The organism is Achromobacter sp. ISS7 (assembly GCF_056523125.1).
In genome coordinates this window covers 4,256,437-4,283,265 of sequence record NZ_JAWRZD010000001.1, presented here as the reverse complement: position 1 = coordinate 4,283,265, position 26,829 = coordinate 4,256,437, and the positions used below count along the sequence as shown (strand labels likewise).

The 26,829-nt window shown below is 69.0% G+C and carries 25 protein-coding genes; 14 read left to right on the top strand and 11 right to left on the bottom strand.

Annotation, left to right across the window (positions count from 1 at the left end; genetic code table 11):
- The first annotated feature begins 23 nt into the window (after window positions 1-23).
- Window positions 24-1,241 carry an imidazolonepropionase gene (gene hutI, locus AC1HFW_RS19300; RefSeq protein ID WP_479284953.1) on the top strand — a complete coding sequence of 406 codons (1,218 nt, stop codon included), beginning with the start codon at window positions 24-26 and terminating at the stop codon, window positions 1,239-1,241.
- Between the two features lie 30 nt (window positions 1,242-1,271).
- On the opposite strand, the gene AC1HFW_RS19295 is transcribed toward hutI, so the two are convergent.
- Both AC1HFW_RS19295 and AC1HFW_RS19290 read right to left on the bottom strand, forming a co-directional pair.
- Window positions 1,272-2,894 carry a methyl-accepting chemotaxis protein gene (locus AC1HFW_RS19295; protein WP_479284951.1) on the bottom strand — a complete coding sequence of 541 codons (1,623 nt, stop codon included), beginning with the start codon at window positions 2,892-2,894 and terminating at the stop codon, window positions 1,272-1,274.
- 145 nt (window positions 2,895-3,039) lie between these two features.
- Entirely contained in the window at window positions 3,040-4,449 is a 1,410-nt protein-coding gene (locus AC1HFW_RS19290) for an MFS transporter (RefSeq protein ID WP_479284949.1), read from the bottom strand.
- 495 nt (window positions 4,450-4,944) lie between these two features.
- On the opposite strand from AC1HFW_RS19290, the gene AC1HFW_RS19285 reads away from it, so the two are divergent.
- Genes AC1HFW_RS19285 through AC1HFW_RS19270 form a run of 4 tightly spaced genes read left to right on the top strand, consistent with a single transcriptional unit; the run spans window position 4,945 to window position 9,572 of the window.
- Entirely contained in the window at window positions 4,945-5,460 is a 516-nt protein-coding gene (locus AC1HFW_RS19285) for a Csu type fimbrial protein (RefSeq protein WP_035359883.1), read from the top strand.
- The gene (locus AC1HFW_RS19280; protein WP_116521509.1) at window positions 5,460-6,185 is read left to right on the top strand and encodes a fimbrial biogenesis chaperone; all 726 of its coding nucleotides are present in this window, start codon (window positions 5,460-5,462) and stop codon (window positions 6,183-6,185) included. The genes AC1HFW_RS19285 and AC1HFW_RS19280 overlap by 1 nt, the downstream gene beginning before the upstream one ends.
- Window positions 6,186-6,240: 55 nt before the next feature.
- Window positions 6,241-8,586 (top strand): fimbria/pilus outer membrane usher protein, encoded by a 2,346-nt coding sequence (locus AC1HFW_RS19275; protein ID WP_479284946.1) that lies wholly within the window; start codon window positions 6,241-6,243, stop codon window positions 8,584-8,586.
- The gene (locus AC1HFW_RS19270; protein WP_479284944.1) at window positions 8,583-9,572 is read left to right on the top strand and encodes a Csu type fimbrial protein; all 990 of its coding nucleotides are present in this window, start codon (window positions 8,583-8,585) and stop codon (window positions 9,570-9,572) included. The genes AC1HFW_RS19275 and AC1HFW_RS19270 overlap by 4 nt, the downstream gene beginning before the upstream one ends.
- A 9-nt stretch (window positions 9,573-9,581) precedes the next feature.
- Here the strand turns inward: AC1HFW_RS19270 and AC1HFW_RS19265 are convergent, their stop codons facing one another.
- From AC1HFW_RS19265 to sorA, 4 genes are all read right to left on the bottom strand, one after another.
- Window positions 9,582-11,645 carry a site-specific recombinase gene (locus tag AC1HFW_RS19265; RefSeq protein WP_479284942.1) on the bottom strand — a complete coding sequence of 688 codons (2,064 nt, stop codon included), beginning with the start codon at window positions 11,643-11,645 and terminating at the stop codon, window positions 9,582-9,584.
- 16 nt (window positions 11,646-11,661) lie between these two features.
- Window positions 11,662-13,365, bottom strand: a complete 1,704-nt coding sequence (locus AC1HFW_RS19260; protein WP_479284940.1) for an MFS transporter — start codon at window positions 13,363-13,365, stop codon at window positions 11,662-11,664.
- A 119-nt stretch (window positions 13,366-13,484) separates the two neighbouring features.
- A complete protein-coding gene (gene sorB, locus AC1HFW_RS19255; RefSeq protein ID WP_006392445.1) occupies window positions 13,485-13,808 on the bottom strand; it encodes a SorB family sulfite dehydrogenase c-type cytochrome subunit in 324 nt (107 codons plus the stop codon).
- Window positions 13,809-13,822: 14 nt separating this feature from the next.
- Complete coding sequence (sorA, locus tag AC1HFW_RS19250; protein ID WP_241067072.1) at window positions 13,823-15,058, bottom strand: SorA family sulfite dehydrogenase catalytic subunit; 1,236 nt, start codon at window positions 15,056-15,058, stop codon at window positions 13,823-13,825.
- Between the two features lie 144 nt (window positions 15,059-15,202).
- Here sorA and AC1HFW_RS19245 point away from each other — a divergent pair, with 144 nt between their 5' ends.
- Window positions 15,203-15,619, top strand: coding sequence for a ribosomal maturation YjgA family protein (locus AC1HFW_RS19245; protein ID WP_479284937.1), 417 nt, complete (start codon window positions 15,203-15,205; stop codon window positions 15,617-15,619).
- Window positions 15,620-15,752: 133 nt separating this feature from the next.
- Here AC1HFW_RS19245 and AC1HFW_RS19240 read toward each other — a convergent pair whose 3' ends face one another.
- Window positions 15,753-15,965: a hypothetical protein gene (locus AC1HFW_RS19240; RefSeq protein WP_479284935.1), complete on the bottom strand. Its 213-nt coding sequence runs from the start codon at window positions 15,963-15,965 to the stop codon at window positions 15,753-15,755.
- 225 nt (window positions 15,966-16,190) lie between these two features.
- Here AC1HFW_RS19240 and AC1HFW_RS19235 point away from each other — a divergent pair, with 225 nt between their 5' ends.
- The 4 genes from AC1HFW_RS19235 (at window position 16,191) to AC1HFW_RS19220 (ending at window position 18,087) form a co-directional block, all read left to right on the top strand.
- Complete coding sequence (locus AC1HFW_RS19235) at window positions 16,191-16,922, top strand: iron-containing redox enzyme family protein (RefSeq protein ID WP_006392449.1); 732 nt, start codon at window positions 16,191-16,193, stop codon at window positions 16,920-16,922.
- Between the two features lie 64 nt (window positions 16,923-16,986).
- Window positions 16,987-17,325 (top strand): 2Fe-2S iron-sulfur cluster-binding protein, encoded by a 339-nt coding sequence (locus AC1HFW_RS19230; RefSeq protein WP_006392450.1) that lies wholly within the window; start codon window positions 16,987-16,989, stop codon window positions 17,323-17,325.
- 73 nt (window positions 17,326-17,398) lie between these two features.
- Entirely contained in the window at window positions 17,399-17,740 is a 342-nt protein-coding gene (locus AC1HFW_RS19225) for a hypothetical protein (protein ID WP_006392451.1), read from the top strand.
- Entirely contained in the window at window positions 17,737-18,087 is a 351-nt protein-coding gene (locus AC1HFW_RS19220; protein WP_006392452.1) for a 2Fe-2S iron-sulfur cluster-binding protein, read from the top strand. Before AC1HFW_RS19225 ends, AC1HFW_RS19220 begins: the two co-directional genes overlap by 4 nt.
- A 53-nt stretch (window positions 18,088-18,140) precedes the next feature.
- Here AC1HFW_RS19220 and AC1HFW_RS19215 read toward each other — a convergent pair whose 3' ends face one another.
- On the bottom strand, window positions 18,141-18,857 hold the full coding sequence (locus AC1HFW_RS19215) for a GntR family transcriptional regulator (protein ID WP_006392453.1): 717 nt from the start codon (window positions 18,855-18,857) through the stop codon (window positions 18,141-18,143).
- Between the two features lie 77 nt (window positions 18,858-18,934).
- A complete protein-coding gene (locus tag AC1HFW_RS19210; protein ID WP_479284931.1) occupies window positions 18,935-19,672 on the bottom strand; it encodes a sulfite exporter TauE/SafE family protein in 738 nt (245 codons plus the stop codon).
- 224 nt (window positions 19,673-19,896) lie between these two features.
- Between AC1HFW_RS19210 and AC1HFW_RS19205 the strand changes: the two genes are divergently transcribed.
- The 4 genes from AC1HFW_RS19205 (at window position 19,897) to AC1HFW_RS19190 (ending at window position 24,546) form a co-directional block, all read left to right on the top strand.
- Window positions 19,897-21,429 carry a hypothetical protein gene (locus AC1HFW_RS19205; RefSeq protein WP_006392455.1) on the top strand — a complete coding sequence of 511 codons (1,533 nt, stop codon included), beginning with the start codon at window positions 19,897-19,899 and terminating at the stop codon, window positions 21,427-21,429.
- Between the two features lie 117 nt (window positions 21,430-21,546).
- A complete protein-coding gene (locus AC1HFW_RS19200; RefSeq protein WP_006392456.1) occupies window positions 21,547-23,007 on the top strand; it encodes an aldehyde dehydrogenase family protein in 1,461 nt (486 codons plus the stop codon).
- Window positions 23,008-23,027: 20 nt separating this feature from the next.
- Complete coding sequence (locus AC1HFW_RS19195) at window positions 23,028-23,507, top strand: GlcG/HbpS family heme-binding protein (protein ID WP_006392457.1); 480 nt, start codon at window positions 23,028-23,030, stop codon at window positions 23,505-23,507.
- Between the two features lie 22 nt (window positions 23,508-23,529).
- Entirely contained in the window at window positions 23,530-24,546 is a 1,017-nt protein-coding gene (locus tag AC1HFW_RS19190) for a 2Fe-2S iron-sulfur cluster-binding protein (protein ID WP_479284929.1), read from the top strand.
- Between the two features lie 24 nt (window positions 24,547-24,570).
- Here AC1HFW_RS19190 and AC1HFW_RS19185 read toward each other — a convergent pair whose 3' ends face one another.
- Window positions 24,571-25,008: a universal stress protein gene (locus tag AC1HFW_RS19185; RefSeq protein WP_006392459.1), complete on the bottom strand. Its 438-nt coding sequence runs from the start codon at window positions 25,006-25,008 to the stop codon at window positions 24,571-24,573.
- A 109-nt stretch (window positions 25,009-25,117) separates the two neighbouring features.
- The gene (locus AC1HFW_RS19180; RefSeq protein ID WP_479284926.1) at window positions 25,118-26,827 is read right to left on the bottom strand and encodes an ABC transporter ATP-binding protein; all 1,710 of its coding nucleotides are present in this window, start codon (window positions 26,825-26,827) and stop codon (window positions 25,118-25,120) included.
- Window positions 26,828-26,829: the final 2 nt, after the last annotated feature.

Sequence of the window (26,829 nt, the reverse complement as noted above, 5' to 3'; positions counted from 1 at the left end):
GCCATGATGACGGGAGCGAGCCCATGAAACAGATCTGGCGCCACTGCCACGTGGCGACGATGGCTGGCGGCGAATACGCCGCCATCGAACGGGCGGCGCTGGTGACGCGCGGCCAGCATATCGAATGGGTCGGCCCGGAAGCCGACCTGCCGCGCGGCGACGAGGCGGCCGAACATGACCTGGGCGGCGCCTGGGTGACGCCGGGGCTGATCGATTGCCACACCCACCTGGTGTTCGGCGGCGACCGCAGCCAGGAGTTCGAGCAGCGCCTGCAGGGCGTGGACTACGCGGTGATCGCGGCCCAGGGCGGCGGCATCGCCAGCACGGTGCGCGCCACCCGCGCCGCCACCGAGCAGGCGCTGTACGCCAGCGCGCGGCGGCGCGCGCTGCACCTGCTGCGGGACGGCGTGACCACGCTGGAGATCAAGTCCGGCTACGGCCTGGACCTGCCCAATGAACGCAAGATGCTGCGGGTGGCGCGCCACCTGGGGCAGACGCTGCCGTTGACCGTGCGCGCCACTTGCCTGGCGGCGCACGCCCTGCCGCCGGAATTCGCCGGCCGCGCGGACGACTATATCGACGAGGTCGTGCGGCGCATGCTGCCGGTGCTGGCGGCCGAGGGCCTGGTGGACGCGGTGGACGCGTTCTGCGAGCACCTGGCCTTTTCGCCCGCGCAGGTCGAGCGTGTCTTCCAGGCCGCCGCCCAGCTGGGCCTGCCGGTGAAATTGCATGCCGAGCAGTTGTCATCGCTGCACGGCGCCAGCCTGGCCGCGCGCTATGGCGCGCTGTCGGCGGATCACCTGGAATACCTGACCGAAGACGACGTGCGCGCCATGGCCGCGGCCGGCACGGTGGCGGTGCTGCTGCCGGGCGCGTTCTACGCCCTGCGCGAAACGCAGCTGCCGCCGATCGACCTGTTGCGGCGCCACGGCGTGCCCATCGCGATCTCCAGCGACCTGAATCCGGGCACCTCGCCCGCGCTGTCGCTGCGGCTGATGCTGAGCATGGCGTGCACCCTGTTCCGCCTGACGCCACAGGAAGCGCTGGCGGGCGCCACCGTCCACGCGGCGCGCGCGCTGGGCCTGCAGGCCAGCCACGGCGTGCTGGCGCCCGGCATGGTCGCCGACTTCGTGGCGTGGGACATCGCGCACCCCGCCGAGCTGGCGTACTGGATCGGCGGCGAACTGCCCAAGCGGGTCATCCGCCACGGCCAGCCCGCCTGCGCGACCACGCTGGACTGACGGGGCGCCGGCCGGCGCCCCGCGCGGCGATCAGGCCGACAGCGCCAGGCGTTCGCGCACGGGCAAGGCCTGCGGCGCGTACTCGTGCTGGTTGGCCGGCAGCCGGAAGGTGCTGACCGACTGCTGCAGGCGTTGCGCCTGCGATTCCAGCGAGGCCGCGGCGGCGGCGGCCTGTTCGACCAGCGCGGCGTTCTGCTGCGTCACCTGATCCATCTGCGTGACGGCGGTGTTGACCTGATCGATGCCGGTCACCTGTTCGTGCGAGGCGCTGGCGATGTCGCCGACCAGCGTGGTCAAGCGCTCGATCGCCGCCTGGATTTCCTCCATGGTGCGGCCGGCCGTCTCGACCTGCGCCGCGCCGGCCTGCACCGTCGCGCCCGAGGCGCCCAGCAGCTGCTTGATTTCCTTGGCGGCGCTGGCGCTGCGCTGCGCCAGCGAGCGCACCTCGCCGGCCACCACGGCAAAGCCCTTGCCCTGTTCGCCGGCGCGCGCGGCCTCGACCGCGGCGTTCAGCGCCAGGATGTTGGTCTGGAAGGCAATGCCGTCGATCACGCCGACGATGTCCTCGATGCGGCCCGCGTCCTGCGCGATCTCGCGCATGGTGGCGACCGCGCTCTGCACCGCGGCGCCGCCACGGCGGGCCACTTCCGAGGCCTCGGCGGCCATGGCGTTGGCTTGGCGCGCGTTGTCGGCGTTGCTGGTCACGGTGGACAGCAGTTCTTCCATGCTGGCCGCGGTTTCCTCGAGCGAGGCGGCCTGCTGCTCGGTGCGGCTGGACAGGTCCTGGTTGCCCGCGGCGATCTCGCTGGAGCCGGTGTTGATCTCGGCCACGCCGTCGCGCACCGAGTGCACGGTCTGCACCAGGCTGGCCTGCATTTCCTGCAGATAGGGAATCAACTGGCCGACGCAGTTATTGCCGTAGGTCGCGATGGGCGCGGTCAGGTCGCCCGCGGCGATGTGCTGGAAGTGCCGCTTGACCACATTCAGCGGCCGCTGCATGAAGAGCACGACGTAGCGGTCTCCCAGCACCAGCAACAGCAGGCTGATGCCGAGCACGATGCCGATGCCGACATAGGCGTCGCGGCGCTCGACGCTGGAGCGTCCGATCAGGTCTTCCTGGCGCTGCTTGGCGTAGGCCTGGTAGTTCTCGATGCTCTTGCCGAAGGCGCGGCTGGCGGTGACGACCGGCCCCGAGGCGTGGGCGCGGGCCTTTTCGATGTCGTCCTGCGCCAGGAAATTGCGCTGCACCGCGATGCCGCCATTGACCAGCGCGTCGAAGTCGTTGCGCAGCGGGTCGAGGATCGACGCGGGGGTATCGTTCTTGGCCGATTCCAGGAACGCCTGCTGGTTCTTGCGGGCTTCCTGCAGCGCCGCGTCGATGGCGCGGCCTTCTTCGGCCGCCGGCGCGGCCAGGCCGTCGCGGGCGTATTCCAGCTGGCGGGCCAGCCGCAGGCGGGCGCGCATGATCTGGTCGTTGATGAGGGACAGCGAGGAAACTTCGTTCAGCAGGTCGTTGCTGGCTTCGAGGGCGTCGCCGGCGTGGCGCAGGCCGTTGACGCTGATGGTCGCCTGGCCGGCGAACAGGACACTGATCATGAGCAACGTGCACAGGATCATGCGGCGGATGGTGATGTCTTTCAGGAACTGTGTCATACGCGTCGTTCTAGGGTGTAGAGGAGACTGCTACACCCCGGACAACGGCCCGGCCCCATTGATATTTAGCGCGTGTTGCACATCTTACGTATGTGTCGGCCGGCCAGCGATATATAACGACATTAACTGTAATAAAAGTGTCTTTTCAGCGTGCGGCGGGCGCCTCGGCCGGTTCGATCGCGCCAAAGCGCAGGCGCGCGAAGCTCGCCAGGCTGGCCAGCGCGGCGCACAAGCCGCCCAGCCACAGCGCGATCACGGCGCCATGGGTGGTCGACACGTTGAAGCAGGCGGCCACCAGCGCCGCGCCGGTGGCCTGGCCCAGCAGCCGCACCGTGCCGATCATCCCGCTGGCCCCGCCCGCGCGCGACGGCGGCGCCGAGGTCATGATGGCGCGCAGGTTGGGCGACTGGAAGAAGCCGAAGCCGGCGCCGCACAGCGCCATGCGCCACGAGATGTCCCACGCCGAAGGCGCGGCCGGCAGCACGGCCAGCGACGCCATGCCCAGGGCCAGCAGCGCCAGCCCCACGCCACCCAGCATGCCGGCCGGATAGCGGTCCGACATGCGCCCGGCGATGGGCGCCATGATCGCCACCACCACCGGCCATGGCGTGATGAGAAAACCGGTATGCACCTGGGTGTAGCCCAGCACCGTCTGGAACAGGAATGGCAGCGACACGAACGCCAGCGCCTGCGCCGCGAACGCGCACACGGCGGTGGCGGCGGACAGCGCGAACAGCGGCCGGCGCAACAGGTCCACTGCCAGGATCGGCGCGGGGTGGCCGGCCTGGCGCCGCATCAGCAGCCACAGGCTGGCCGCGGCCAGGCCCCATTCCAGCGCCACGCGCTGCCATGGCGCGCTGTGCGCCAGTTCGTTCGAGCCCAGCACGAACAGCCCCAGCGTCATGGCGCACAGCGCCGCGGCCAGGCCGTCGAAGCCGTGCGGCGCGCGCGTGGTCAGCGGCAGGCCGCGCAGGCCCAGCGCCACGGCCAGCAGGCCGATCGGCACGTTGATCAGGAACAGCCAGTGCCACGATCCCAGCAGCAGGATGGTGGAGGCCGCGGTCGGCCCGGCCGCGAACGACAGGCCTACCACCATCGCATTCAGGCCCATGCCGCGACCCAGCACCGGGGCCGGATAGATGAAGCGCAGCAGGGCCGCGTTCACGCTCATGACGCCGGCCGCGCCCAGGCCCTGCAGGATCCGGGCGGCGACCAGCACCGGCAGCGACGGCGCCAGGCCACAGGCCAGCGAGGCCAGCGTGAACACCACGATGCCGACCATGTAGACGCGGCGGTGTCCCAGGATCTCGCCCAGCGCCGCGGCCGGCAGCAGGCCCGCGACCATCGCCAGCTGGTAGCCGCTGATGACCCAGATGGAACCCGCGTCGCTGGCCTGCAGGTCGCGCGCGATGGTGGGCAGCGCGGTGTTGGCGATGGCGGTGTCGAGGCTGGCCATGCAGACCGCCAGCATGACGGCCAGCAACGCGCCCAGGCGTTCGGAAGCCGGCAGGCCGCGGCCCGCCGGATGGATGGTGTTGCTTGAGAAGGAGAACATGGGGAGACGCGCGGCGAAACGCCGGGGCCGACGGCTGTGGGTGAGCGTTGATTCTAGTGCGACATGTCGATTCAACGCTTCGTCAGCCGCGCGCGCGGCCGGGCCGCGAACCTTGTGCCGGCGGTGGTTGGAATGCCGGGCGTGGAAGGATTATCGACAGACGGCGATTAATGCGACCGAGTGGTCACCCGCGATAGGCGCCAGATAATGCGGAAAGATTAATCGGGCGACGCGGAATAATCGCTGATCCGGCTTTATTTGTTACTAATTGAAATTATATAGAGTGCTGAATTACAACAATTTATCCGCACCCGGATTAATCGTGCTTTCATAGAGAAAATTCAATCCATTGGCCCCGATTCTTAATCCTGTTGGTGAGAAGTGGTAAGCGCGGGGTGTTGGAAATTAACGAGATTGTGCGAGGCCGATTTATTAGTCGTACGATGATTCTTCATGCAGGTCTGACAGTGCAGCAGTATTTCGTGGGGGTGATTCATGAAACGCTTGTCCTTGTGCGCGACGACTCTGACTTTGACGCTGGCAGTGGCCGGGGCATGGCCCGGCGCCGCGCGGGCGCAGACCACGGCCAACATGGCCGTGACGCTGACCATCACCGCGAACTGCACGATCGGCGCGAATAATCTCAATTTCGGCAGCCACGGTGTGCTCAATACCGCGCTGAACAACACCACCACGGTCAACGTGACCTGCACCAACACCACGCCCTATACCGTGGGCCTGAGCGTCGGCACAGGGACCGGTTCGACATTCGCCACTCGCTACATGCAGGGCACCACCACCGGCAATACCGCATCCGTCGTGTCCTATCAGCTGTACCAGCCCGCGCCCAACCAGACCGTGGTGTGGGGCGACACCGGCACCGCGGACCGCGTGGGCGGCACGGGGAACGGCTCGTCGCAGGCGCTGACGGTGAACGGCACGGTACCCGCACAGACCACGCCCGCGCCTGATACGTACTCGTCCACCGTCACCGCGACGGTGTACTTCTAGTGGCCCGCGCCCTTCGGGTACTGGCCGGGGCGGTATTGGCGGGATGGATCAGCCTGGCGGCCCTGCCCGTCCAGGCCGCCACCTTGCAGATTTCTCCCGTGCTGGTGGACCTGGCGCCGCAACAGGGCGCCACCGGCATCCAGCTGCGCAACCCGGGCGCCACGCCGATCTACGGGCAGGTCCGCGTCTATGCCTGGGACCAGACGCAGGGCGAAGACGTATTGACGCCGACGCAGGACATCCAGGCCAGCCCGCCGATCATCCAGGTGCCGCCCAACGGCGAACAGTTGGTGCGTCTGGTGCGCGTCGGCAAGGAATTGGCGCCGCTGGAGAAGAGCTACCGGCTGGTGATCGACGAGATCCCCGACCCTTCCACGCCGCTGGTCAATGGCGTGGTGCTGCGCATGCGTTACTCCGTGCCCGTGTTCGTGGCAGGCGCCACGCCGGAGCCTGCGCCCGAACTGGCCTGGCACCTGTCGCGGCAGGGCAAGGAATGGGTCCTGCGGCTCGACAACTCCGGCACCCGCTATGCGCAGGTGGCGTCGCTGCAGCTGCTGTCCGGTGCGGACGCGCCGCTGGCGAAAGTGGACGGCCTGCTGGGATATGCCCTGGCCCGTCGCGAACGGCAGTGGCGCTTTCCCGCCAAACAAGATGCGGCCGGCCAGATCAGGATCCGGGCCCTGGTGAACGGGAGCAACGTCACCATCACGCCGCGAGTCGACTGACTGATTGCGTCCCGCGCCGCCCTGTCGGCGGCCGCGGGGTAAGAGAAGGCAGCCCATGGCAGTACGTGCGATCCGTGCTTGCGGGCGCTGCGCCTGCCGCCTCGCGCTCGTATTGTCCGGCGCGACGGCGGCGGCGGCGGATTTGCCCATCCAACTGGTGTCGTTCGGCAATATCGCCGAACGCGACGTCTATTTGGAGGTGAGTATCAACGGCGTGAACACCACGCAGCTGTTGCGTTTTCGCGATGCGCAGGGCCGGTTGTCCGCCAGCCCCGGCGCGCTGGGGTCCGTCGGGGTGGACGTGAGCAAGCTCGGCGCGCCGCGCGACAGCGAGATCCCGCTCGATGACATCGCCGGCTTGCGCTACACCTACAACGCCGCCATGCAGACGGTGAACCTGGTGGTGCCCGACGCGTTGCGCCGGCCGTTCCAGGTGGACACCCGCGGCCTGCCGCAGACACCGCGCGCGACCTCGGGCCGCGGCCTGGTCGTGAACTACGAGGCCTACGCGCAGACCGATGCCTACAACAAGGTGTCGATGTACACCGAGCAGCGCTACTTCGATCCGCACGGCACGCTGAACAACACCGGCACCGCCTACCTGGGCGGGCGGGCCGACCGCTACATCCGCTATGACACCTACTGGACCCATTCCGACCAGGACACGCTGCGCACCCTGCGGATCGGCGACACCATCACGTCGTCGCTGAACTGGTCGCGCTCGGTGCGGGTGGCGGGCATCCAGTGGGGCCGCAACTTCGCGCTGCGCCCGGACCTGGTGACGTTTCCGGTGTCGTCGCTGAGCGCCTCGTCGGTGGTGCCCTCTTCCGTGTCGCTGTACGTCAATGGCGTGCAGCAGTATTCCGGCAACGTGCCGGCCGGCCCGTTCGTGGTCAACCAGATTCCCGGCGTCACCGGCTCGGGCCAGGCCACGCTGGTCACGCGCGATGCGCTGGGCCGCAGCGTCAGCACGTCGGTGCCGCTCTACATCGACACGCGCATGCTCGCGGCCGGCCTGTCCAGCTACTCCATCGAGGCCGGCGTCGCGCGGCGCCAGTTCAGCGTGCGCTCGTTCGATTACGACAAGCGGCCCGCCGTCACGGCGTCGGGCCGCTACGGCCTGAATGATGCCTTGACGCTGGAAGGCCACACCGAAATGAGCGCGGGCATCTATAACGTCGGCGGCGGCGCGCTCGTGCGGCTGGGGCAGGCGGGCGTGGTCAACGGCGCGTTGTCCGGCAGTGCCGGCCACTACAACGGCGGCCAGGTCAGCCTGGGCTATCAATACATCGAGCCGGCCTTCAGCGTCGAACTGCAGACCGTGCGCGCGCTGGGCAACTACGGCGACCTCGGCTCGCGCGAGGACGCGCCCGTGCCGCGGCAGACCGACCGGGTCACTTTCTCGCTGCCGCTGACCCAGTCGCAGAGCGTCGCGCTGAGCTATATCGGCTTTCGCATGCCGCAGGTGCCGGCCGCCAAGATCGGGTCGGCCTCGTACACCGCCAACCTGCACAGCCGCGTGTCGATGAACGTCAGTGCATACAACGATTTCGCGCAGACCAATTCGCACGGCGTCTTTGTCGGCTTTTCCATCCTGCTGGGCGATGACACCCAGATCAATGCTTCGGTCGGCCGGCAAGGAGATCAGGACATCTACAGCGTCGGCGCGCAGCGCAATGTGGACTACGACGGCGGTTGGGGCTGGGGCGTGGAGAACGGCCGTAGCGGTGGCATGCAGTACAACCAGGGCAAGGTGCAGTTCCTGGGCCGATACGGCCAGCTGACGGCCCTGGGCCAGGACTACGGCGGCAAGAGCCAGGCGGCGTTGCAGGCCACCGGGGCGGTGGTGCTGATGGACGGTTCGCTGACGCCGTCGCGCCGCATCAACGACGGCTTCGCCCTGGTCAGCACGGATGGAACGGCGGATGTGGCGGTGCTGCACGAGAACCGCAAGCTGGGCCGCACCAACAGCGCCGGCCACCTGCTGGTGCCGGACCTGAACTCCTACCAGGCCAACCGCCTGTCGATCGACCCGGACGAGCTGCCCGTGGACATGAAGCTCGAAACGACCAAGGCCGTGGCGGTGCCGCAGGCGGGCTCGGGCGTGTTGGTCAAGTTCCAGTTGCAGCGTTATGCCGCGGCCTCGGTCATCCTGCACCTGCCGGACGGCGACGTGCTGCCGGTGGGCGCGCGGGTGGCGCATGTGGAAAGCGACAAGCAGTCGGTGGTGGGTTACGACGGCATCGCTTTCGTCGAGGATCTGCAGGCCGAGAACCATCTGCGTGTCCGCGGCAGCGGCGTATCGTGCGTGGTGGAATTCCCATACCGGCACGATCCGGCGCGCCCGCTGCCCACGCTGGGGCCGTTCGTCTGCCAGCCATTGAAGGAGCCCGGCCAATGAAATCCGTCCTGTTCGTCGTGGGCGCCCTGCTGGGGCTGGGCGTGGCCGCCGATGCGCAGGCCAGTTCGTGCTCGCTGGGGGCGGGCACGACGTCGACGATCAACTTCGGCACGGTCAATCCGCTGGTGGCCACCGATACCTTCGCGGATGCCAACAGCGTCGTCGTCAACTGCAATTTCACCGCGCTGGCGCTGGGGGCGCGGCTGTGTTTCTACATGGGCGTGGGCACCACCAGCCCCTCCACCGCGGCGCGGGCCATGGGCGCTGGCGCGTTCCGCATGAATTACAACCTTTACACGGACAGCGGCCACAGCCAGGTGTGGAGTACGGCCGGCACCACGGCGCCGACCTCGATACTGCTGAGCGGCCCCGCGCTCGGGGGCAATGCGTCGGCGACGTTCTCCTACTACGCCAAGCTGCCGGGCGGCCAGAGTACCGTCTCGACCGTCGGCAACGCCAATACGCTCTACAGCGAGACCTACACCACCACCGGGTATGTCGATATCGCGATCGGGCTGCTGGCCTCCCTGCTGGTGAACTGCCCGATCGCCGCGCCGACCGTGCGGCTGTCCATCCCGCTGACCGTGCAGGCCACGGTGCAGAAGAACTGCACCATCAACACCACCGACCTGGTGTTTCCGCCGCAGGGCCTGCTCACGCAGGCGGTCACCGGGAATGCGCAGGTCACGGTGCGATGCACCAACAACAATGCGTTTTCGGTGGCGCTCAATGGCGGGTCGGTGGCCAACAATGTGTCGGCGCGCAAGATGAAGCACGCGACGGCGGCCGATACGGTGGGCTATCAGCTCTACCAGGATGCGAACTACGCGACGGTATGGGGCGATGGCGTGACGGGCGGCACCCCGCTCAACCGCACGGGAACCGGCGCCAACCAGGTGTTCACGGTGTATGGACGGGTGCCCGTGCAGACCACGCCGCGCCCAGGCAGTTACAAGGACACCGTGCTGGTCACCATCACGTTCTGAGGCGCGGGCTCAGGCCGGGGGCGGCGCGACGCGCGGCTTGACCGGCCAGAACAGCGTGGCCGGCCGTTGCCAGATGCGTTGACGCACCCCCAGCGCCAGCGCCTGGCGATCGCCGCGGCGCAGGTTGCGCGATCGCAGCGCGACATTGAAGGCCAGCGCGAAGCTCACGCCCACGTTCAACAGGCCCGTCACCGCGGTGCCCGCCACCGCCATCCAGAAGGCATGCGTGTGCACCACGTCCCAACCCAGCGCGCCGATGGCCGAACCGATCTGGCCGGCGCTGAGCGTGACGTGGCGCACTTCGACGTGCGGGCCGAAGAAGCTGACGATGGCCGGCCCCAGGCCCAGCATCAGGCCGAGCGACACGTTGCCGGCGATGCCGGAGACATTGCGTTGCCAGAAGCCGGCCCAGCGCGCCGCGCCGCGCGCGCCGAACAGGTGGCGGATGCGGCGGTCGTAGGCCATGACGTCGTGCACCCGATGCAGGGCGAACCAGTTGTCCGCCCAGCCCGCGATCAGGCTGGACAGCCACAGCAGCACGGCGGTGGCGGCGGCGTAGATCGGCGTCGGCCCCCAGAGGGAGAACGAGTCGAGCGTGGCCTGCGCCTTGGCGGCATCGATCAGGGGCCGTTGCAGCCAGTGCTGCGCCACCCACTGCACGGCCCAGGCCAGCGGGAACACCACCGCCAGGTTGCCCAGGATGGCCGCCGCGTTCGAGCGGATCATCGACAGGGTATCGTCCAGGAAGGCCTCGCGGCCCTCGGGGGTGTTGGCCTCGTCGAGCCGGTGCGCCAGGGCCGGGCCGGTCATGGCCGGCTGCTTGGTGGCCAGCGTGAAGTGGGCGAAATGGATCGCCAGGAACCCGCCGGCATAGTTGAGCGAGGCCAGCAGGCCTTCGATGAACTTGTCCAGGTGCAGCGAGACGATGAAGAACTTCAGGTAGACGGTCAGCACCATCACCAGGCCGCCGCCCGCCGACGCCTTCAGCATGGACAGGTATTCGGTGGTGTCGCGGGCGATGTAGTGTTCGCCGGTTTCGGCGGTGCGGTCCATGACGCGGCGCGCCAGTTGCGCGAACGACGACGCGGCCAGGTGGCGGATGCTGCTGCGCGCCTGGGTCGAGCGGACCAGTTCGGCGATCAGGTGGGCATACTTGCTGCGCTGGGTGGGGTCGACCCACACGCCCAGCAGCAGTTCGATGCGGGCCAGCCGCAGCTTCATGCGTTCGATCTGGAACACCACTTCGACCGATACCCCGTTCTGCTCCAGCTCGGCGTAGACCTCGCGGGTGGCGTCGCGGCAGCTGTCCAGCAGCGCCCGGAACACGTTCAGCCGCCTGCCGAAGACGTCGCGCGGCGTATCGGGGTCGCTGTCGCAGAGTTCGGCCGCGGCGGCGGCCAGCGCGAAGAACGGGCTTTCGCGTACCCGGCCGGGCAGCCGGCTGCGGATGTCCTGGCTCAGGCCGGTGGCGCGCACCTGGCTGGCCAATACCTGGATGCTGCTGGTCAGGGCATCGACCAGGTGTTGTGGCGGCGGCTCGGGCGCCATCGGGTCGGCGTGGGCGAGGCCGTCGCCGTGCCGCAGCAGCCGGCGCAGGCGGGCGCGGGTCTCTTCGTCCAGGGCTTCGATCCAGGCGGCGTCGTGCGCCTTGCGGAAGATCAGCGAGAACAGGCCGAACATGTCGCCGCGATTGGGCGGGGGCGGCAGCAGCCGCGCCTGCGCCCGCTCCCAGAACTCTCCCCAGAAGCCGGGGTGCGAGGCCACGCCGGTATCGCACAGCAGCGAGGTGGGGTCGTTGTCGGTGATGAGCGAGCGCAGCGTGGCGGCCACCGGCGCGGCCAGCGCCGGATTGTTCTCCAGCACCTGCAGCACGTAGCGCAGGCGGGCGTGTTGCGGATGGCGGCCGTCTTCCGCCGGGTCGCGCGCGGGCCGGTCGATCCAGCGGCACAGGTCGACCATCCAGAGGTTGCGCTGCGCCAGTGGCGCGTCCGGGTCGGCGCTCGCCAGCAGGGTGTCGAGCTGCGGGCCGCCATGGCGCGCGGCACGCCATTTACGCCAGAGGGAAGTCGCCATGGTCGGACCTCGCGGGTCAGAGGGATTCGGGTTCCCGGCGCAGCGAGAAGCCTTGCGCCTCGTTCATCGCCAGGTAGCTGACGTTGCGCGACACCACCGGCGGCTTGTCGCCGTCATGCAGCGCCAGCAGGCCGTCCAGCACCATCTTGTCGGCCAGCGTCATGCGGTCGATCATGCGCAGGTACTGCATCCAGCTTTCCACCAGGAACACTTCGCGCCAGACGCCGTCGCGCTCCAGGTCGCGGAACAGCTGCCATTGCTGCGCGCCGTTGCGCAGCCGCAGCAGGCGCAGGGGGCGCGCCGCGTCGATCAGGGCCGGCAGCTTTTCCTTGGGGATCAGGTATTCCACCGCCACCAGCACGGCGCCGTGCTGGGTGTTGAAGCCGGCGGCCGAGAGCGCCGGCTCGGTCGTGTCGGCGCGCGCCAGCGATTGCGTGTTGACCTGCTCCGGCAGCCGCGAGCGGTACAGCAGCGCGACGGTGATGGCCAGCATCACGCCCGCGGCCGACAGCGCGCCGGACACGCCCATGGTGCCGGCGAAGTGGCCCCACATGAACGAGCCCGCCGCCAGCCCGCCGAAGATCGCCGTCTGGTAAAGCGCCAGCGAGCGCGCCTTGACCCAGTCGGGCACCAGCATCTGCACCGTGGTGTTGTAGGTGGCCAGCACGCCGATCCAGCAGGCGCCGGACACCAGCAGCGCCGGAAACGCCAGCCACAGCGTGCTGGTCAGCCCCAGGATCAGCAGGCAGGCGGCCAGCAGTCCCGCCGCGACGGTCACCAGCCCGCTGGCGCCCCAGGCCGCCTGCAGCCGGCGCACCACGGCGCTGCCGAGGATGGCGCCGACGCCGAGCGCGCCCAGCATGTAGCCGTACAGCAGCGCGTTGCCGTCTTCCTGGGCGTAGGCCAGCAGCGGCAGCAGCGCCCACAGCGCGCTGGCCGACAGGCCGAAGGCGAATGCGCGCAGCATCACCACCCGGGTCACGGTGGAATGCTGGGTGTAGCGCAGCGCGGCGACCACGCCCTCCAGCAGCCGTTCGGGCGGCAGCCGCCGCAGCGGCACATCGCGGCGCCAGCGCCAGATGGCCCAGATCAGGCCGCCGTAGCAGACGCAGTTCAGCAGGAACACGACGGGCGCGCCGGCGGCGCCCAGCAGCAGGCCGCCGATGGCCGGCCCCACCGCGCGCGCCACGTTGTAGTTGACGCTGTTGAGCAGCACCGCGCTGCCGATGTGCTCGCGCGGCACCTGTTCGCCCACCGCCGCCTGCCAGGCGGGCGTGACGATGGCGCTGCCGATGGCGATGCAGAAGACCGACACGATCAGGGTGATGGGGTGCAGCAGGCCGATGAATGCCAGCGCGGTGATGAAGATGCCGCCGGCCAGCTCCAGCAGCATGCCGACCAGCATGACCTTGCGGCGGTCGTAGTTGTCGGCCAGCACGCCGGTCAGGATCGACAGCGCCACCAGCGGGAAGGCGGCGGCCACCTGGATCATGGCGACCATCAGCGGGCTGCTCTGCTCGGTGGTGATGACCCAGGCCGCGGCCACCGACTGCGCCCAGGTGCCCAGGTTGGCGAACAGGTTGGCGATCCAGATGATGCGGAACGCCGGGAAGGCAAAGGGGGATAGCGTGCTGACCCGCAGGACGGGTTTGGGGGCGGCGGCGGCCGCGCCCGGCGAGGTGGGGGGAAGATCGTTGTTGGCCGAGACGGGCTGGAGCATGGAAGCCTCTGTGATCACCCGGCGACGGCGGGCGGGGGCTGTCCAATGGTACGCCTATTGAGGGTCCGGGTTAAGGCGACGCGCCGCGCGTCCGGCAAACGCGCGGCGCGGGGGCGCGATCAGGGTTTGGCCTGGGCCGGGCCGGGGTAGGCCTGGTTCAGGTACTCGACGATCAGGGGCACCTGTTCGGCCGGGATCGGCGCGCCGTAGGTGCCGACCATCTTCTTGACCTCGGCATCCCAGAAGCCCAGGGGCATGGGCGGTTGCGATGACAGGTAATCGACCGAATGGCACATCAGGCACAGGGTGGCGCCCTGGGCGCCGGGGCCGGTGCCGGGATGCAGGGTGGCGGTTTCCTGGGGCAGCTGGATGTCCAGGGCGAATGCGGGCGCGACGGCGCCGGCGGCGGCCATGGCCAGGACAAGGCGGGCGAAGGGGATCATGGCGGGCTCCTGGCTCAGGCGGCGTCGACGCGCACGGTTTCGACCACGTTGCGCATGTAGCCGGCCGGATTCCACAGCGGTTCCAGCGGCTGGGTGTCGCCGGCCTGGTTGGTGGCGCGCACCTTGAGTGCGTAGCGGCCGGCCTGGGCCGGCGTGAAGTCGGCATGCCATTCGCGGAAGGAATAGCGTCCCAGGTCCTGGCCCAGCGTGGCGGCGCGCCAGGTCTTGCCGTCGTCGGCCGAGAACTGCACTTCGCGGATGCCGCGGCCGCCGTCGAAGGCGATGCCGCGCACCTGCACCCGCGCGCCCTTGGCGACGCGGGCGCCATCGGCCAGGCTGGTGATGAAGCTGCGCACGTTGTAGCGGCCGATGGGGCGGGTCTTCTCCGGCGCCTTGCCCGCGGGCGTACAGGCGCAGTCGTTGTCGGGGATGCGGTAGGCCTTCTGCATCCAGAAGCCGTCGAACTCCTTGTCCAGCACCGTGATGTCCGCCAGGTGCTTGACCCAGTAGGTGCCGTAATAGCCGGGCACCACCAGCCGCACGGGATAGCCGTTGAGCATCGGCAGGTCGGCGCCGTTCATGGCATAGGCCAGCATCACCTCGCCGTCCAGCGCATGGGCCGCGTCCAGCGCCTTGACGAATTCGGGCGTGCCCTGCAGCACCGGCCGGTCCAGCCCCTGGAACGTGACCTGGCGCGCGCCGGCCTGGATGCCGGCCTTCTCGAGCACGCGCTTGAGCGGGATGCCGAGCCAGCGGGCGTTGCCCATGGCGCCGTTGCCGAGCTGTCCGCCGCCCACGCGCGGTTCGAAGAAGCCGCGGCTGTTGCCCGAGCACTGGGTCACGGCCACCAGCTCGACCGGCTGGCCGAATTGCTGCTTCAGGTCCGCCAGCGACAGTTCCAGCGGCGTGCCCACCCGCCCGCCGATGCGCAGCCGGTAGGCGGCGGCGTCGATGGCGGTGGGAATGTTGCCCAGGTGGTAGCGCACGAAGAAGGCGTCGTTGGGCGTGATCACACTGTCGTTGAAGACCGCGAACGGCGTTTCCAGCTGTGGCGGCCGCGAGGTCTGGCGGATCAGGGGGCGTTTCTGGGGGTAGGCGATCAGGTCGCGCTCGCCATTGGCGAACGGCAGGGTGACGGTGGCGGGGGCCGCCAGGCTGGTGAGGGCGTGGCCGGCCAGCGTGCCGGTCGCGCCCAGGGTACAGGCTTGGCGCAGGAAGCGCCTGCGCCCATCCGTATCGAATGCGCTCATGCATGTCTCCTCGTGTTTTTCTAGTACCCTCGCCTGCGGCGGGGTCGAATCAGGCTACGCCCGCCGGCCTGACAAATGCGTTAACAGTTGCGTCAGCCGTTCCAATAACCGCGTTTTCGGCGCCCTGGGCGCATAGACCTCCCGATGCGACTGACCTTCAACCGACTGGCGTTCGCCGCCCTGCTTGCCGTGACCGTCGTGGAGGTGCTGATCGCCACCCTGGGCAAGCCCTACCCGCTGTTGCGCGGGTTCGTGGGCGATGTGGTGGCGGTGGGCTGGGCCTATCTGGTGTATCGCAGCTTCATCCGCGCCGGCGTGTTGCCGCTGGCGATCGCGGCGCTGCTGACCGGCTACGCGGTCGAGTTCGGTCAGTACCTGGCGCGGCTGTTCGGCTGGCGCCTGGAGCAGCCGGTGCTGCGCATCCTGCTGGGCAGCGTGCCCGACTGGTGGGACGTGCTGGCCTACACGCTGGGATTCTTCCTGGTGCTGCTGCTGGCCGGGGTGCGGCGCCAGGTTGGTCGCGCGCGCCAGGCGGGCGGCTCCCGGATCGCGGAAACCTAGGCCAGCCGGCTTCTGCGCAGGCGGGTCGCAGGCAGGCGGCCGGTAGAGAGTCTGCCTTCAAACGATCTTCAGGTAATCGGGGGCGCGCAAGGCGCCTCGGAAGACTCGCGCCCGTCATATCGGGCGATCGGCGTCAGCCGGCCTGCACGGCCGGGGCGCGCTTGTCGGCCTGGTTCGACGGCGCGGCTTGCTGCGGCCGCAGCCGGGCGTTGCGGAACGGCGCAAGGCATTCCGACCACGACGAGGGGAACAACGGGGTGGCATGGCGCACGGCATCGCGGCCGGCGTAGTGGGCCAGCAGCTGCTGGCCGATCGGGGCGTCTCCCAGGGGATGGCGGGTGGTCATGGTATTTCCGTATTGCATTGAAAGTGTATTCATTGTACCAGCGGTCGATCCGCTCGGGCAACCGCGGTAGCGCACGCCAAGTCATTGATATCAGAGGGACCGTCCCTCTTAACAGAAACCTGCAACGGGAATACCCTAGTCGCTCAAAACGGTAGACGGTATACAATGTTCATCAACGGTCGATGGTTTCGGCCGGCCCCTCCCTCACCAGACCTGGAGCGCGTCATGGCTGAACTGATGAACCGAGATGAATTTCGTACCGCGTTGGAAAACGCAATCAAGGGCAAGAGCGCCAACGCCTCGCCGTTTTCGATCGCCTGGGCCGAAGGCAAGCTCAGCCGCGAACACCTGTCGCGCTGGGCCGAGAACCACTACCACTACGTCGGTCCGTTCGCCGACTACCTGGGTTACCTGTATGCCCGCACGCCCGACACCTACACCGAGGCCAAGGATTTCCTGCTGGCCAACATGTACGAAGAGGAAATCGGCGGCGACCGCCATACCGACCTGCTGATCCGCTTCGCCGAGGCCTGCGGCACCACCCGCGCACGGGTCACCAATCCGGACAACATGTCGCCCACCACGCGGGCGCTGCAAAGCTGGTGCTACGCGGTGGCGATGCGCGAAGACCCGATCGTGGCCGTGGCCGGCCTGGTGGTGGGCCTGGAATCGCAGGTGCCGTCGATCTACCGCAAGCAGACGCCGACCCTGCGCGAGAAGTACGGCTTCACCGACGAGGAAGTCGAGTTCTTCGACCTGCACATCGTGTCCGACGAGATCCACGGCGAACGTGGCTACCAGATCGTGCTGGAGCATGCCAACACGGTGGAACTGCAGCAGCGCTGCCTGAAGATCTGCGAGATCGGCGCGCAGATGCGGCTGCTGTACACCACCGCGCTCTACACCGACTACGTGCAGCAGGAAATCGCCCTGCCCGAACTGGGCCTGGCGGCCTGAGCTTCCCGCCCGCCATCGCCGCCCGCCCGGACGGCGGCGGCGGGCGCAACCGGATACCTGATCCATGCCTACCGTCGTATTCCACAAAGACGGCCAGACCCATACCGGGGTGGTGCCGGACAACGCCAACCTGGTGGTGCGCGCCGGCATCCGGCAGTTTCCCTTTCCGCACCTGCGCTACGAATGCGGCATGGGCAAGTGCGCCAAGTGCGCCTGCCGCGTGCTGGCGGGGGCGGAACACCTGCCGCCCGTGAACTGGAAGGAAAAGAAGCAGCTGGGCGAGCGCATCGACGCGGGCTACCGGCTGGCCTGCCAGCTGTGGCTCGACCACGATATCGAGCTGGCGCAGGACGTCGAGGCGGCGGCGCCGCGCGAGGCCGTTGCCGCCGCCGAGCAGCGCTAGGCGCTTTCACGATCGGCAACGCCGAGGCAACCCCGATTTTTCCCGAACGCAATGTGATGCAAAGGAACCGCGCATGACCCGCGACGCGAATGACCCCGTGTTCGTGATCCTGACGTCCAAGCCCGGCGTGTACCGCACCGAGGCGGACGCGCTGGCCGAGATCGTCGAGACCTACGACTACGCCTGCGACGGCCGGTTGCGCGCGGTCTTCAGCATCGCGCGGCTGCGCGGCCCGAGCCGGCTGGTCGTGACCGAGGAAACGCCGCCCTATGTGGTGAACCGGGTGCCGTCCAAGTTCCTGGAGGCCTTCGCGTCGCTGGAAGCCGCGCGCCAGGAGCTGGTCCACCTGACCCGGTTCGGCAGTATCGATACCACCCTGACGCGGCATCCCGACCGCGTCGCCGCGGAGCAATGAGCAGCATGGTCAAGATCACGTTTCTATCGAATGGCGGCAAGGTGGCGCAGGCCCCGGAAAACAGCAATCTGCTGCGGGTGTCGCTGAAGGAAAAGGGCGGCATTCCGTTCAAGTGCGGCGGCGGCCTGTGCGGCACCTGCAAGTGCCGCATCGAGCAGGGCATCGAGAACACCGACGCCATCAAGCCCAAGGAGCGCAAGCACCTGCGGCCCGAGGACTTCGAGGCCGGCTACCGCATGGCCTGCCAGACCTTCGTGCTGGGCGACGTGGCCGTGTCTTGGGAGGTGCGCGACGGCAAGGGCGTGGTGACGGACACGGCGGCGCAAGCGGCGCCCGCCGCGCCGTGACGGCCGCGCGCTGACCGCCCCAGCGCCAACGGTCAGCCCGTAACGGCCTGCGCTCAGGCAGCCGAGGAGTGCGCCTGGCGCGTTTCCGTGTAGGCCTTGGCGGCGTTGTGCACGTGCTGGCTGGCCAGCAGCGCGGCCAGGTCGCCGTTGCCGGCGATGACGGCATTCAGGATCTGCGAGTGCTCGTCCCAGTTCTGCTTGGCGCGATGCATGTTGCTGGGCGCGAACAGCAGCGCCGTGCGGTCGCGCAGCGAGCGCATCAGGTCGGTCAGCACCACGTTGCCGCCGATGGTGGCCAGCATTTCGTGGAACTGCGAATTCAGCGCCAGGAACTTGTCGAGCTGTTCGCCGCGCGCGGCCTCGGTGCCTTCGCGCAGGAAGGCCTGCAGGCGTTCGACGGTCTTGTCGTCGCGGCGCTGCGCGGCCAGCTTGGCGTTCAGGCCTTCCAGCGTGGCGCGCACTTCCACCATGTCGTAGGCCACCGCGTCCGACAGCACCGACACCGACGCGCCGCGGCGCGGCTCGATGGTGACCAGTCCTTCGGCGGCCAGCGCCCGCAGGGCTTCGCGCACCGGGATGCGCGACACGCCCATTTCCTCGGACAGGCGGCCTTCGACCAGGCGGTCGCCGGGCGTGAATTCGCCGCTGAGGATGCGCTCGCGCAGCTTGTCGCGGATGACCGCGAACAACTGCGGATGCTGCTCGCCGATCTTCAGCGGAGCAGATTGCTGCGTGTCTACGGCTTGCGAGCTGACGGGCGAAGTGGTCATGGCGAGCAGGTCTGGCGGAATGGATACAGTCTTCATTGTATTACCGGGCGGGGCGACGACGGCGTTGGCGGGCGGCGTCAGCCGAGCCACAGGGCCTTGGCGATCACCCCGAGCGCGCCGATGGCGCAGGCGCCCAGCAGCACGGCGCGCACCGCGCGCGGCGGCAGCCGCGAGCGCAGCCTGCCGGAAACGGCGAAGCCGGCCAGCAGGATCGGCGCCAGGCTGAGCGCCAGCGCGGCGTGGTAGCCGGTATAGCGGTCGGCCAGCGCCAGCATCGTCAGCGAGAAGATCGACCCCAGGAACAGCACCATGCCCAGCGTGGCGCGCAGCCGCGGCGGCTCGGCGTGCTGCAGCACCAGGGCGATCGGCGGGGCGCCGACCGAGGTCATGGTGCCCATGATGCCCGAGGCCACGCCGGCGCCCGAGACGCGGCCCGGGGTGGCGGCAAAGCGCAGGCCGGCGGCGCTGAGGGCGACCGCCGCCAGGATCATGGCGGCGAACAGCAGGCCCAGCGCCTGCGGCGCGAAGCGCGCCATGGCGTAGATGGCGATCAGCGTGCCGGCGGCGCGTCCGGTCAGCGCGTAGCCGACCGCCGGCCAGTCGATCGCGGCGCGTTCGCGCAGCGCGGTCAGCAGCGAGATGAAACCGCCCAGCGTGAGTAGCGGGCCGGGCGCCAGCTGCGGAAAGCACAGCGCCGCCACCGGCGCGGCGAACATGGCGAAGCCGATGCCGCCCACGCCCTGCGCCAGCGCGGCGCCGAAGACGACCGCGGCCATGGCGGCGTAATGCCAGAGATCGGGAAGGGCAAAGGGCATGCCAGAGCACTCTTTTATGTATACGGTAGTCTGATTGAAAACCGGCGATGCACCAAGATTGGGCCTATGCGCCAACTTAATGCACTGATTTTCCTCGAATATTCATGGAAATTTCAGAATTATCGCTTTCCCTAGGCACTGCATATTTCGGTTGGTATGGCTTCAAACGAAATATAGTATACCGAAGTGGCGACTCAACAGCCACGTCACAAGGGGAATAGCGCATGCAATCGGACGTCGTCCTCAACGCCGCTCACTGGATGTACCTGGTCAGCGTCGCCGCCATCATCCTGACGATGATCCTGCGGGCCAACGTGGTGGTGCCGTCGGTCATTGGCACCTTTCTGGTGGTGCTGGCCATCACCGGCAATCCGATCAGCGCGCTGATCGGCATCTTCTCGGCCAGCTTCGTGGCCGCCAAAGAGCTTTTCAACATCTTCCTGGTCATCACCTTCATGACCGCCCTGCTCAACGCGCTCAAGACGCTGCAGGCGGACGTGCGCATGGTGCAGCCGTTCCGGCGGGTGATGCGCGGCGGCCATTCGTCGTTCGTCATCATCGCCCTCTGTACCTATGTGATCTCGCTGTTCTTCTGGCCGACGCCGGCGGTGCCGCTGGTGTCCGCGATCCTGCTGCCGGCGGCCATCGCGGCCGGGCTGCCGCCGCTGGCGGGCGCCATGGCCATCGCCATCGCCGGGCAGGGCATGGCGCTGTCGTCCGACTACGTGATCGGGGTGGCGCCCGGCATCAGCGCCAAGGCCGCCGGCGCCGCCGTCAGCGCCGCGGTGGTGGCCGACCGCGCGCTGGTGCTGTCGCTGATCACCGGCGCGGTGGCGCTGACCGTCGCCTACCTGTTGATTCGCAAGCACATCGTGCCCGCCAATGCGGGCCTGTTGTCGGCCTGGCAGGCGCGCGCCCAGGACGGCAGCCTGGCCGAGATCGAGCATTCCGGCTCGTTCGACAAGGCCGAGCTGGCGCGTGGCACCATGGGCGCCAACCCGGCGCTGCCGCGCGGCCCCGGGCTGGACGACGAGGAACGGCGCCGGGTGCGCTGGTCGCGCGTGTTCGCGGTGGTGACGCCGCTGGCCTTCCTGGGCGTGATCGCGGTGATGGTGCTGCCGCGGCTGTTCCCGTCGCTGCCGGCGTTGCGCGGCGGCGACGCGGCGGCGCTGGTGGGCGGCGTGGCGTTCGTGGTGATGATGCTGGTGACGCTGGCCGCCGAAGGGCCGCGCAAGATGCTGGACGTCTGCCCCGAGCACGTCACCGATGGCTTCGTGTTCGCCTTCAAGGCGATGGGCTCGGTGCTGCCGATCGCCGGCTTCTTCTTCGTCGGCGCCAACGAGACCGCCGCCCAGATCCTGGGCATGCCGCAGGCGCAGGCCCCCGGGCTGCTGTTCGAGGTGATCTCGGCGGGCCAGCACCTGATTCCCGAGAACCATTTCCTGGTGGCGTTCGGCGTGCTGCTGGTGGGAATGATCACCGGCATCGACGGCTCGGGCTTCGCCGGCCTGCCGCTGACGGGCACGCTGTCGGGCGCGCTGGGGCCGGTGGTGGGCGTGGATCCGGCCACGCTGGCGGCGGTGGGCCAGATGGGCGCGGTGTGGACGGGCGGCGGCACCCTGATCGCCTGGTCTTCCTTGATCGCGGTGGCGGGGTTTGCGCGGGTCCACGTGCTGTCGCTGGTGCGGGCGCTGCTGCTGCCCGTGCTGCTGGCGCTGTTCGTGTCGACGATCTGCGCCGTGCTGATCTGGCATTGACGCCGATTCGGGTTTACGCGGATCGAACCATTTAGATTAAAGTATACAATGTTCAGAAATTACCTCAGACGGCCAATTTCAGGGCATACCGGCCAGCCCGGCAAAGGAAGGACTTCCGTGGACGAGCTTTCGCAGCAGGCATTTCTGAATCACATCGGGGGCGAATGGGTCGCCTGCGCCTCGGGCGCGACGGCGCCGAACCTGAACCCGGCCGACAGCGCCGACGTGGTGGGACGGTTCCAGCAATCGGACGCCACCGACGGCGCCCGCGCGGTGGCGGCGGCCGCCGCCGCCTTTCCCGCCTGGCGCGACACGCCTATCTCCAAGCGCGCCGCCATCCTGCTGCGCGCCGCCCAGCTGCTGGAAGACCGCGCCGACAGCGTGGCGCGCGAACTGACCCGCGAGGAAGGCAAGGGTCTGGCGCTGGCCCGCGACGAAGTGCTGCGCTCGGCCCAGACCCTGCGCTTCTACGCGGTGGAAGGGCAGTCCTTCACCGGCGAGACCTTCGTCAACGACGATCCGGACATGGTGGTCTACAGCCAGCGCGAGCCGCTGGGGGTGGTGACGGTGATCTCGCCGTGGAACTTCCCGATCTCGATTCCGGCGCGCAAGATCGCGCCCGCGCTGATCACCGGCAATACCGTGGTGTTCAAGCCGTCGTCGGACGCGCCGCTGTCCGGCTACCGCCTGGCGCAGGCGCTGGTCGAGGCGGGGCTGCCGCCGGGCGTGCTGAATTTCGTGACGGGGCCGGCCTCGAAAGTGGGGCAGGCCATCACCACGGCGCCGGCGGTGCGCGCCATTTCCTTCACCGGCTCGACGTCCGCCGGCGAGCAGATCCACCGCGGCGCCGGCCTGACCACGCGCACGCAGATGGAACTGGGCGGCAAGAACCCGCTGATCGTGCTGGCCGACGCCGACCTGGATCGCGCGGTGGACCTGGCGGTCAAGGGCGGCTTCTCGCTCAGCGGCCAGGCCTGCACCGGCACCAGCCGGCTGCTGGTCGACCGCAAGGTGCTGCCGGCGTTCACCGAGAAACTGCTGGCGCGCATGGCCAAGCTGACCATCGGCAATGGCCTGGAGGGCAACTTCGACCTGGGCCCGCTGGCCACCCGCAAGCAACTCGACACGGTGCTGAGCTACGTCGCGCTGGGCAAACAGGAAGCCACCCATCTGATCGGCGGCGATCGCCTGGACGGTCCGGGCTACGAGCGCGGCTATTACGTGACCCCGGCCCTGTTCACCGACGTGACGCAGCAGATGCGCATCGCGCGCGAGGAGATCTTCGGCCCGGTGCTGGCGCTGATCGCGGTGGACGGCTACGACGAGGCCATCGCCTGCGCCAACGACACCGAGTACGGCCTGGCGGCCGCCATCGCCACCACCGACGCGCGCTACGCCCATCGCTTCGCCCGCGACATCCAGGCCGGCACCGTCAAGATCAACCGCACCACCACCGGCAATCTCATCAATGCGCCGTTCGGCGGCCTGAAAAGCTCCAGCACCTCGACCTTCCGTGAATCGGGCCGGGTCGGGCTGGAGTTCTACACCCAGATCAAGACCGTCTACCGCGCCGGCTGACGGCCCTTTGGAGAACAGACATGAAGCAGATCTATCGCCTGGAACTGGAAGAAGCGCGCGCGATGGTGCGCGCGGCCATCGCCCGATCGGAACAGATCGGCGTGCTGGAATCGGTGTGCATCGTCGACGACGGCGGCTACCCGATTGCGCTGGAACGCATGGACGGCGCCCGCATCACCGGCCCGCAGATCGCCTGGAACAAGGCTTTCACCGCCGCCGGCCACAAGCGCTCGACGCACCTGTTCACCACGCCGCCCAACGGGCCGGCGCTGCCCGGCAACGAGGCCTTCGGCATCCAGTGGAGCTTCGAGGGCAAGTTCGCGGCGTTCGTAGGTGGCTTTCCCATCGTGGTCAACGACGAGGTCATCGGCGGCGTCGGCCTGAGCGGCGGCAATGGCGAACAGGACACCCAGGCGGGCCTGGCGGCGCTGACGGCGCTGGCGGAAATGCTGGAGCCGCGCGGCATGAAGGTGCTGGTGCAGGCGGACATCAAGAAATAAGCGCCGGCTGACGGGGAATTCCATGGCATATCGCGTCCATCTGCTCGAGACCGGCCAGAGCTTCGAGGCCGAGGCCGGCGAATCCGTGCTGGCGGCGGCCGAGCGCGCCGCGGTGCGGCTGCCGCACGAGTGCACTTTCGGCGGTTGCGGCACCTGCCGCATCAAACTGGCCGAAGGGACGGTCGCCTACGACGAGTTTCCGATGGCGTTGACGCCGGAAGAGGCGGCCCAGGGCTATGCCCTGGCCTGCCAGGCGCGGCCGTGCGCCGACCTGACCATCAGCGTCGCCAATACCCGGCAGTTCGCCGAGCCGCGGCGGCTGGGCGCCACCGTGCATCGCATCGCGGCGCTGTGCGACGACGTCACCCACCTGACGCTGGCGCTGCCGCCGGACGCGCCGCTGGACTACGCGCCCGGACAGTACATGAACGTGGTGCTGCCGGACGGCGCCACCCGCAGCTTCTCGATGGCCTCGGCGCCCGCCGGCAACCTGGTGGACTTCCACGTGCGCCGCATTCCGGGCGGCCGCTACACCGACCATTGGCTGGGCCAGGCGCGGCCGGGCGCCGCGCTCGAGATCGAGGCGCCGCTGGGGGTGTTCAGTTACCACGAGGAAGACTGGCGGCCGATGATCATGATGGCCACGGGAACCGGCATCGCGCCGATCAAGGCCATCCTGGAATCGCTGCTGGACAACGACGATTGCCCGCCGGTCACGCTCTATTGGGGCATGCGGACCGAGGCCGACCTGTACCTGCGCGATCAGATCGCGGGCTGGGCGGGTCGCCTGTATGAGTTCAATTTCGTGCCGGTGCTGTCGCGCGCCGACGCCGGTTGGCAGGGCCGCCGCGGCCACGTGCAGCAGGCGGTGCTGCAAGACCACGGCGATCTGTCCGAGCACGCCTTCTATCTGTGCGGCGCGCCGGCGATGATCAGCGAGGCCTCCGCGCTGCTGGCAGGGCGCGGCGCCAGCCTCGACCACGTCTACGCCGACAGCTTCACCTTTCAGCATGCGCCGGCCACGGCGGCGATGCCGTAGGGCGACGCCGCCGGCAAAGCCCGCCTAGCGGAACACCAGCACTGGCAGCTTGGTGCGCGCCAGCACGCGCTGGGTTTCGCTGCCGAGCAGGAATCCGGTCATGCCGTGGCGGCCATGCGATCCCATCACGATCAGGTCGCAGCCGCGTTGCTGCGCCGTGTCGACGATGGCTTCGTGGGGATGGTCGTTGACGGCGACGGCGGTCTCGCACGGCACCAGTGCGTGGCGCGCCTCGGTTTCCAGCCCGTCGAGATAGGCGGTGGCGTTCTTGCGGGCCTGGTCGGTGTGCTGGGCCTGGTGCGCGCCCAGCATCTCGGCCTGGTAGACCGTCAGGTGATCTTCCGGAATGGCCCGCAACAGGGTGATGGAGGCGTTCATTTCCTTGGCGAAAACGAGCGCCTTCTTGAACGCCGACTCGGACAGCAGGGAGCCGTCCACGGCGATGAGCAGATGCCTGTACATGTTGCGTCTCCTTTGAGAAAAGGAACGTCCAGCAAGGGCGAATCCAGTATAGGCCCGCCCCTGCCCGCAATCCAGTACCGCGTTCGGATGATCGTCGCGCCGCGCCGCGTCAGGCGCGGCGACGCAGGGTTTCCCCTTCCCCGTCCAGGCCGCGCGGCAGCGCTTCGATCAGGCTGCGCGTGTAGGGGTGGCGGGCCTCGCGCCACAGGGTGGCGTTGGGGCCTTCCTCGACGATGCGGCCGGCGTGCATCACCAGCACCCGGTCGGCCAGGTAGTGCACCACCGACAGGTCATGCGAGATGAACAGGTACGACAGGTTGAACTCGGCCTTCAGGTCGACCAGCAGGTTCAGGATCTGCGCCTGCACCGACACGTCCAGCGCCGACACGGGTTCGTCGCAGATCACCAGCGACGGCCGCAGCACCAGGGCGCGGGCGATGCCGATGCGCTGGCGCTGGCCGCCCGAGAACTCGCTGGGGTAGCGCGCCAGGGCGCCGTGCGGCAGGCCGACCGCGTCCAGCATGTGGGCGATGCGGCGGCGCCGTTCCTGGCGGTCGGCCACGTGGTGGATGCGCAGCGCCGATTCCAGGATGTCGTTGACCGTGTGGCGCGGGTTGAGCGAGGCGTAGGGGTCCTGGAAGATCATCTGCACGCTCTGGCGGTACGCCGCCAGGCCGCGCCGGTCCAGGCGCGCGGTGTCCTGCCCGCGCAGCAGGATCTGCCCGGCGGCGGGCGCCAGCAGCCGCACCAGGGTGCGCGACAGGGTCGACTTGCCGCAGCCGGATTCGCCCACCAGGCCCAGCGTTTCGCCCGGCGCGATCTGGAACGACACGCCGTCCACCGCGTGCTTGGCGCCCTGGCGCGTGGCGTAGTCGACCCGCAGGTCGCGCACCTGCATCAGGGGCAGGGGATGGGGATCCCCGGCCGTCGCATCGTTGGCCGCCGCCACGCGCGGCGGCGTCACCAGGCCGAAGACCGGGCGGCCCGAGGCCGGATCGAGCCGCGAGCGGATCTCCGGCAGGCGCCGCTGGCGGTAATGGGTGGCGTCGTCCAGCCGCAGCGAGGCGCCCAGCAGGCCCTGGGTGTAGGCATGACGCGGCCGCGACAGCAACGTGGCGGCCGCGCCTTCCTCGACTTTTTCGCCGCCCACCATCACCGCGACGCGGTCGGCCCAGTCGCCGACCACCGCCAGGTCGTGGGTGATCAGCAGCAGGCCCATGCCCAGCTCCGAACGCAGATCGTCCAGCAGCCGCAGGATCTGCGCCTGCACCGTCACGTCGAGCGCGGTGGTGGGCTCGTCGGCCACCAGCAGCGCGGGTTCGCAGGCGATGGCGGCGGCGATCATGGCGCGCTGGCGCTGGCCGCCCGACAGCAGGTGCGGGTAGTCGTCGACGCGGCGCTGCGGCTCGGGCAGGCGCACCAGGTCCAGCAGTTCGATCGCGCGTTGCCGCGCGGCCTGTGCCGATGCGCCGCGATGCAGGCGCAACGCTTCGCCGATCTGCTGGCCCAGCGTCAGCACCGGGTTCAGGCTGGTCATGGGTTCCTGGAAGATCATGGCGATGCGGTCGCCGCGCAGGGCGCAGCGCTGGCGCTCGGTCAGCGCCAGCAGGTCGCGGCCCTCGAACAGGATGCGGCCGCTGGCGCGGGCATGGCGTGGCAGCAGGCCCAGCAGCGCCAGCGCGGTGGTGGACTTGCCGCAGCCGGATTCGCCCACCAGCGCCAGGGTCTCGCCGGCGGCGATGCGCAGGTCCAGCCCGCTCACGGCCTGGTGGCCGGGGAAGGCCACGTTCAGCCCTTGGATGTCGATCAGTGTGCTCATGT

Coding starts and splice junctions, on each gene's coding strand:
- hutI (WP_479284953.1), top strand. CDS start 24: ATGAAACAGATCTGGCGCCACTGCCACGTGGCGACGATGGCTGGCGGC.
- AC1HFW_RS19295 (WP_479284951.1), bottom strand. CDS start 2,894: ATGACACAGTTCCTGAAAGACATCACCATCCGCCGCATGATCCTGTGC.
- AC1HFW_RS19290 (WP_479284949.1), bottom strand. CDS start 4,449: ATGTTCTCCTTCTCAAGCAACACCATCCATCCGGCGGGCCGCGGCCTG.
- AC1HFW_RS19285 (WP_035359883.1), top strand. CDS start 4,945: ATGAAACGCTTGTCCTTGTGCGCGACGACTCTGACTTTGACGCTGGCA.
- AC1HFW_RS19275 (WP_479284946.1), top strand. CDS start 6,241: ATGGCAGTACGTGCGATCCGTGCTTGCGGGCGCTGCGCCTGCCGCCTC.
- AC1HFW_RS19270 (WP_479284944.1), top strand. CDS start 8,583: ATGAAATCCGTCCTGTTCGTCGTGGGCGCCCTGCTGGGGCTGGGCGTG.
- AC1HFW_RS19265 (WP_479284942.1), bottom strand. CDS start 11,645: ATGGCGACTTCCCTCTGGCGTAAATGGCGTGCCGCGCGCCATGGCGGC.
- AC1HFW_RS19260 (WP_479284940.1), bottom strand. CDS start 13,365: ATGCTCCAGCCCGTCTCGGCCAACAACGATCTTCCCCCCACCTCGCCG.
- sorB (WP_006392445.1), bottom strand. CDS start 13,808: ATGATCCCCTTCGCCCGCCTTGTCCTGGCCATGGCCGCCGCCGGCGCC.
- sorA (WP_241067072.1), bottom strand. CDS start 15,058: ATGAGCGCATTCGATACGGATGGGCGCAGGCGCTTCCTGCGCCAAGCC.
- AC1HFW_RS19245 (WP_479284937.1), top strand. CDS start 15,203: ATGCGACTGACCTTCAACCGACTGGCGTTCGCCGCCCTGCTTGCCGTG.
- AC1HFW_RS19240 (WP_479284935.1), bottom strand. CDS start 15,965: ATGACCACCCGCCATCCCCTGGGAGACGCCCCGATCGGCCAGCAGCTG.
- AC1HFW_RS19235 (WP_006392449.1), top strand. CDS start 16,191: ATGGCTGAACTGATGAACCGAGATGAATTTCGTACCGCGTTGGAAAAC.
- AC1HFW_RS19230 (WP_006392450.1), top strand. CDS start 16,987: ATGCCTACCGTCGTATTCCACAAAGACGGCCAGACCCATACCGGGGTG.
- AC1HFW_RS19225 (WP_006392451.1), top strand. CDS start 17,399: ATGACCCGCGACGCGAATGACCCCGTGTTCGTGATCCTGACGTCCAAG.
- AC1HFW_RS19220 (WP_006392452.1), top strand. CDS start 17,737: ATGAGCAGCATGGTCAAGATCACGTTTCTATCGAATGGCGGCAAGGTG.
- AC1HFW_RS19215 (WP_006392453.1), bottom strand. CDS start 18,857: ATGACCACTTCGCCCGTCAGCTCGCAAGCCGTAGACACGCAGCAATCT.
- AC1HFW_RS19210 (WP_479284931.1), bottom strand. CDS start 19,672: ATGCCCTTTGCCCTTCCCGATCTCTGGCATTACGCCGCCATGGCCGCG.
- AC1HFW_RS19205 (WP_006392455.1), top strand. CDS start 19,897: ATGCAATCGGACGTCGTCCTCAACGCCGCTCACTGGATGTACCTGGTC.
- AC1HFW_RS19195 (WP_006392457.1), top strand. CDS start 23,028: ATGAAGCAGATCTATCGCCTGGAACTGGAAGAAGCGCGCGCGATGGTG.
- AC1HFW_RS19190 (WP_479284929.1), top strand. CDS start 23,530: ATGGCATATCGCGTCCATCTGCTCGAGACCGGCCAGAGCTTCGAGGCC.
- AC1HFW_RS19185 (WP_006392459.1), bottom strand. CDS start 25,008: ATGTACAGGCATCTGCTCATCGCCGTGGACGGCTCCCTGCTGTCCGAG.
- AC1HFW_RS19180 (WP_479284926.1), bottom strand. CDS start 26,827: ATGAGCACACTGATCGACATCCAAGGGCTGAACGTGGCCTTCCCCGGC.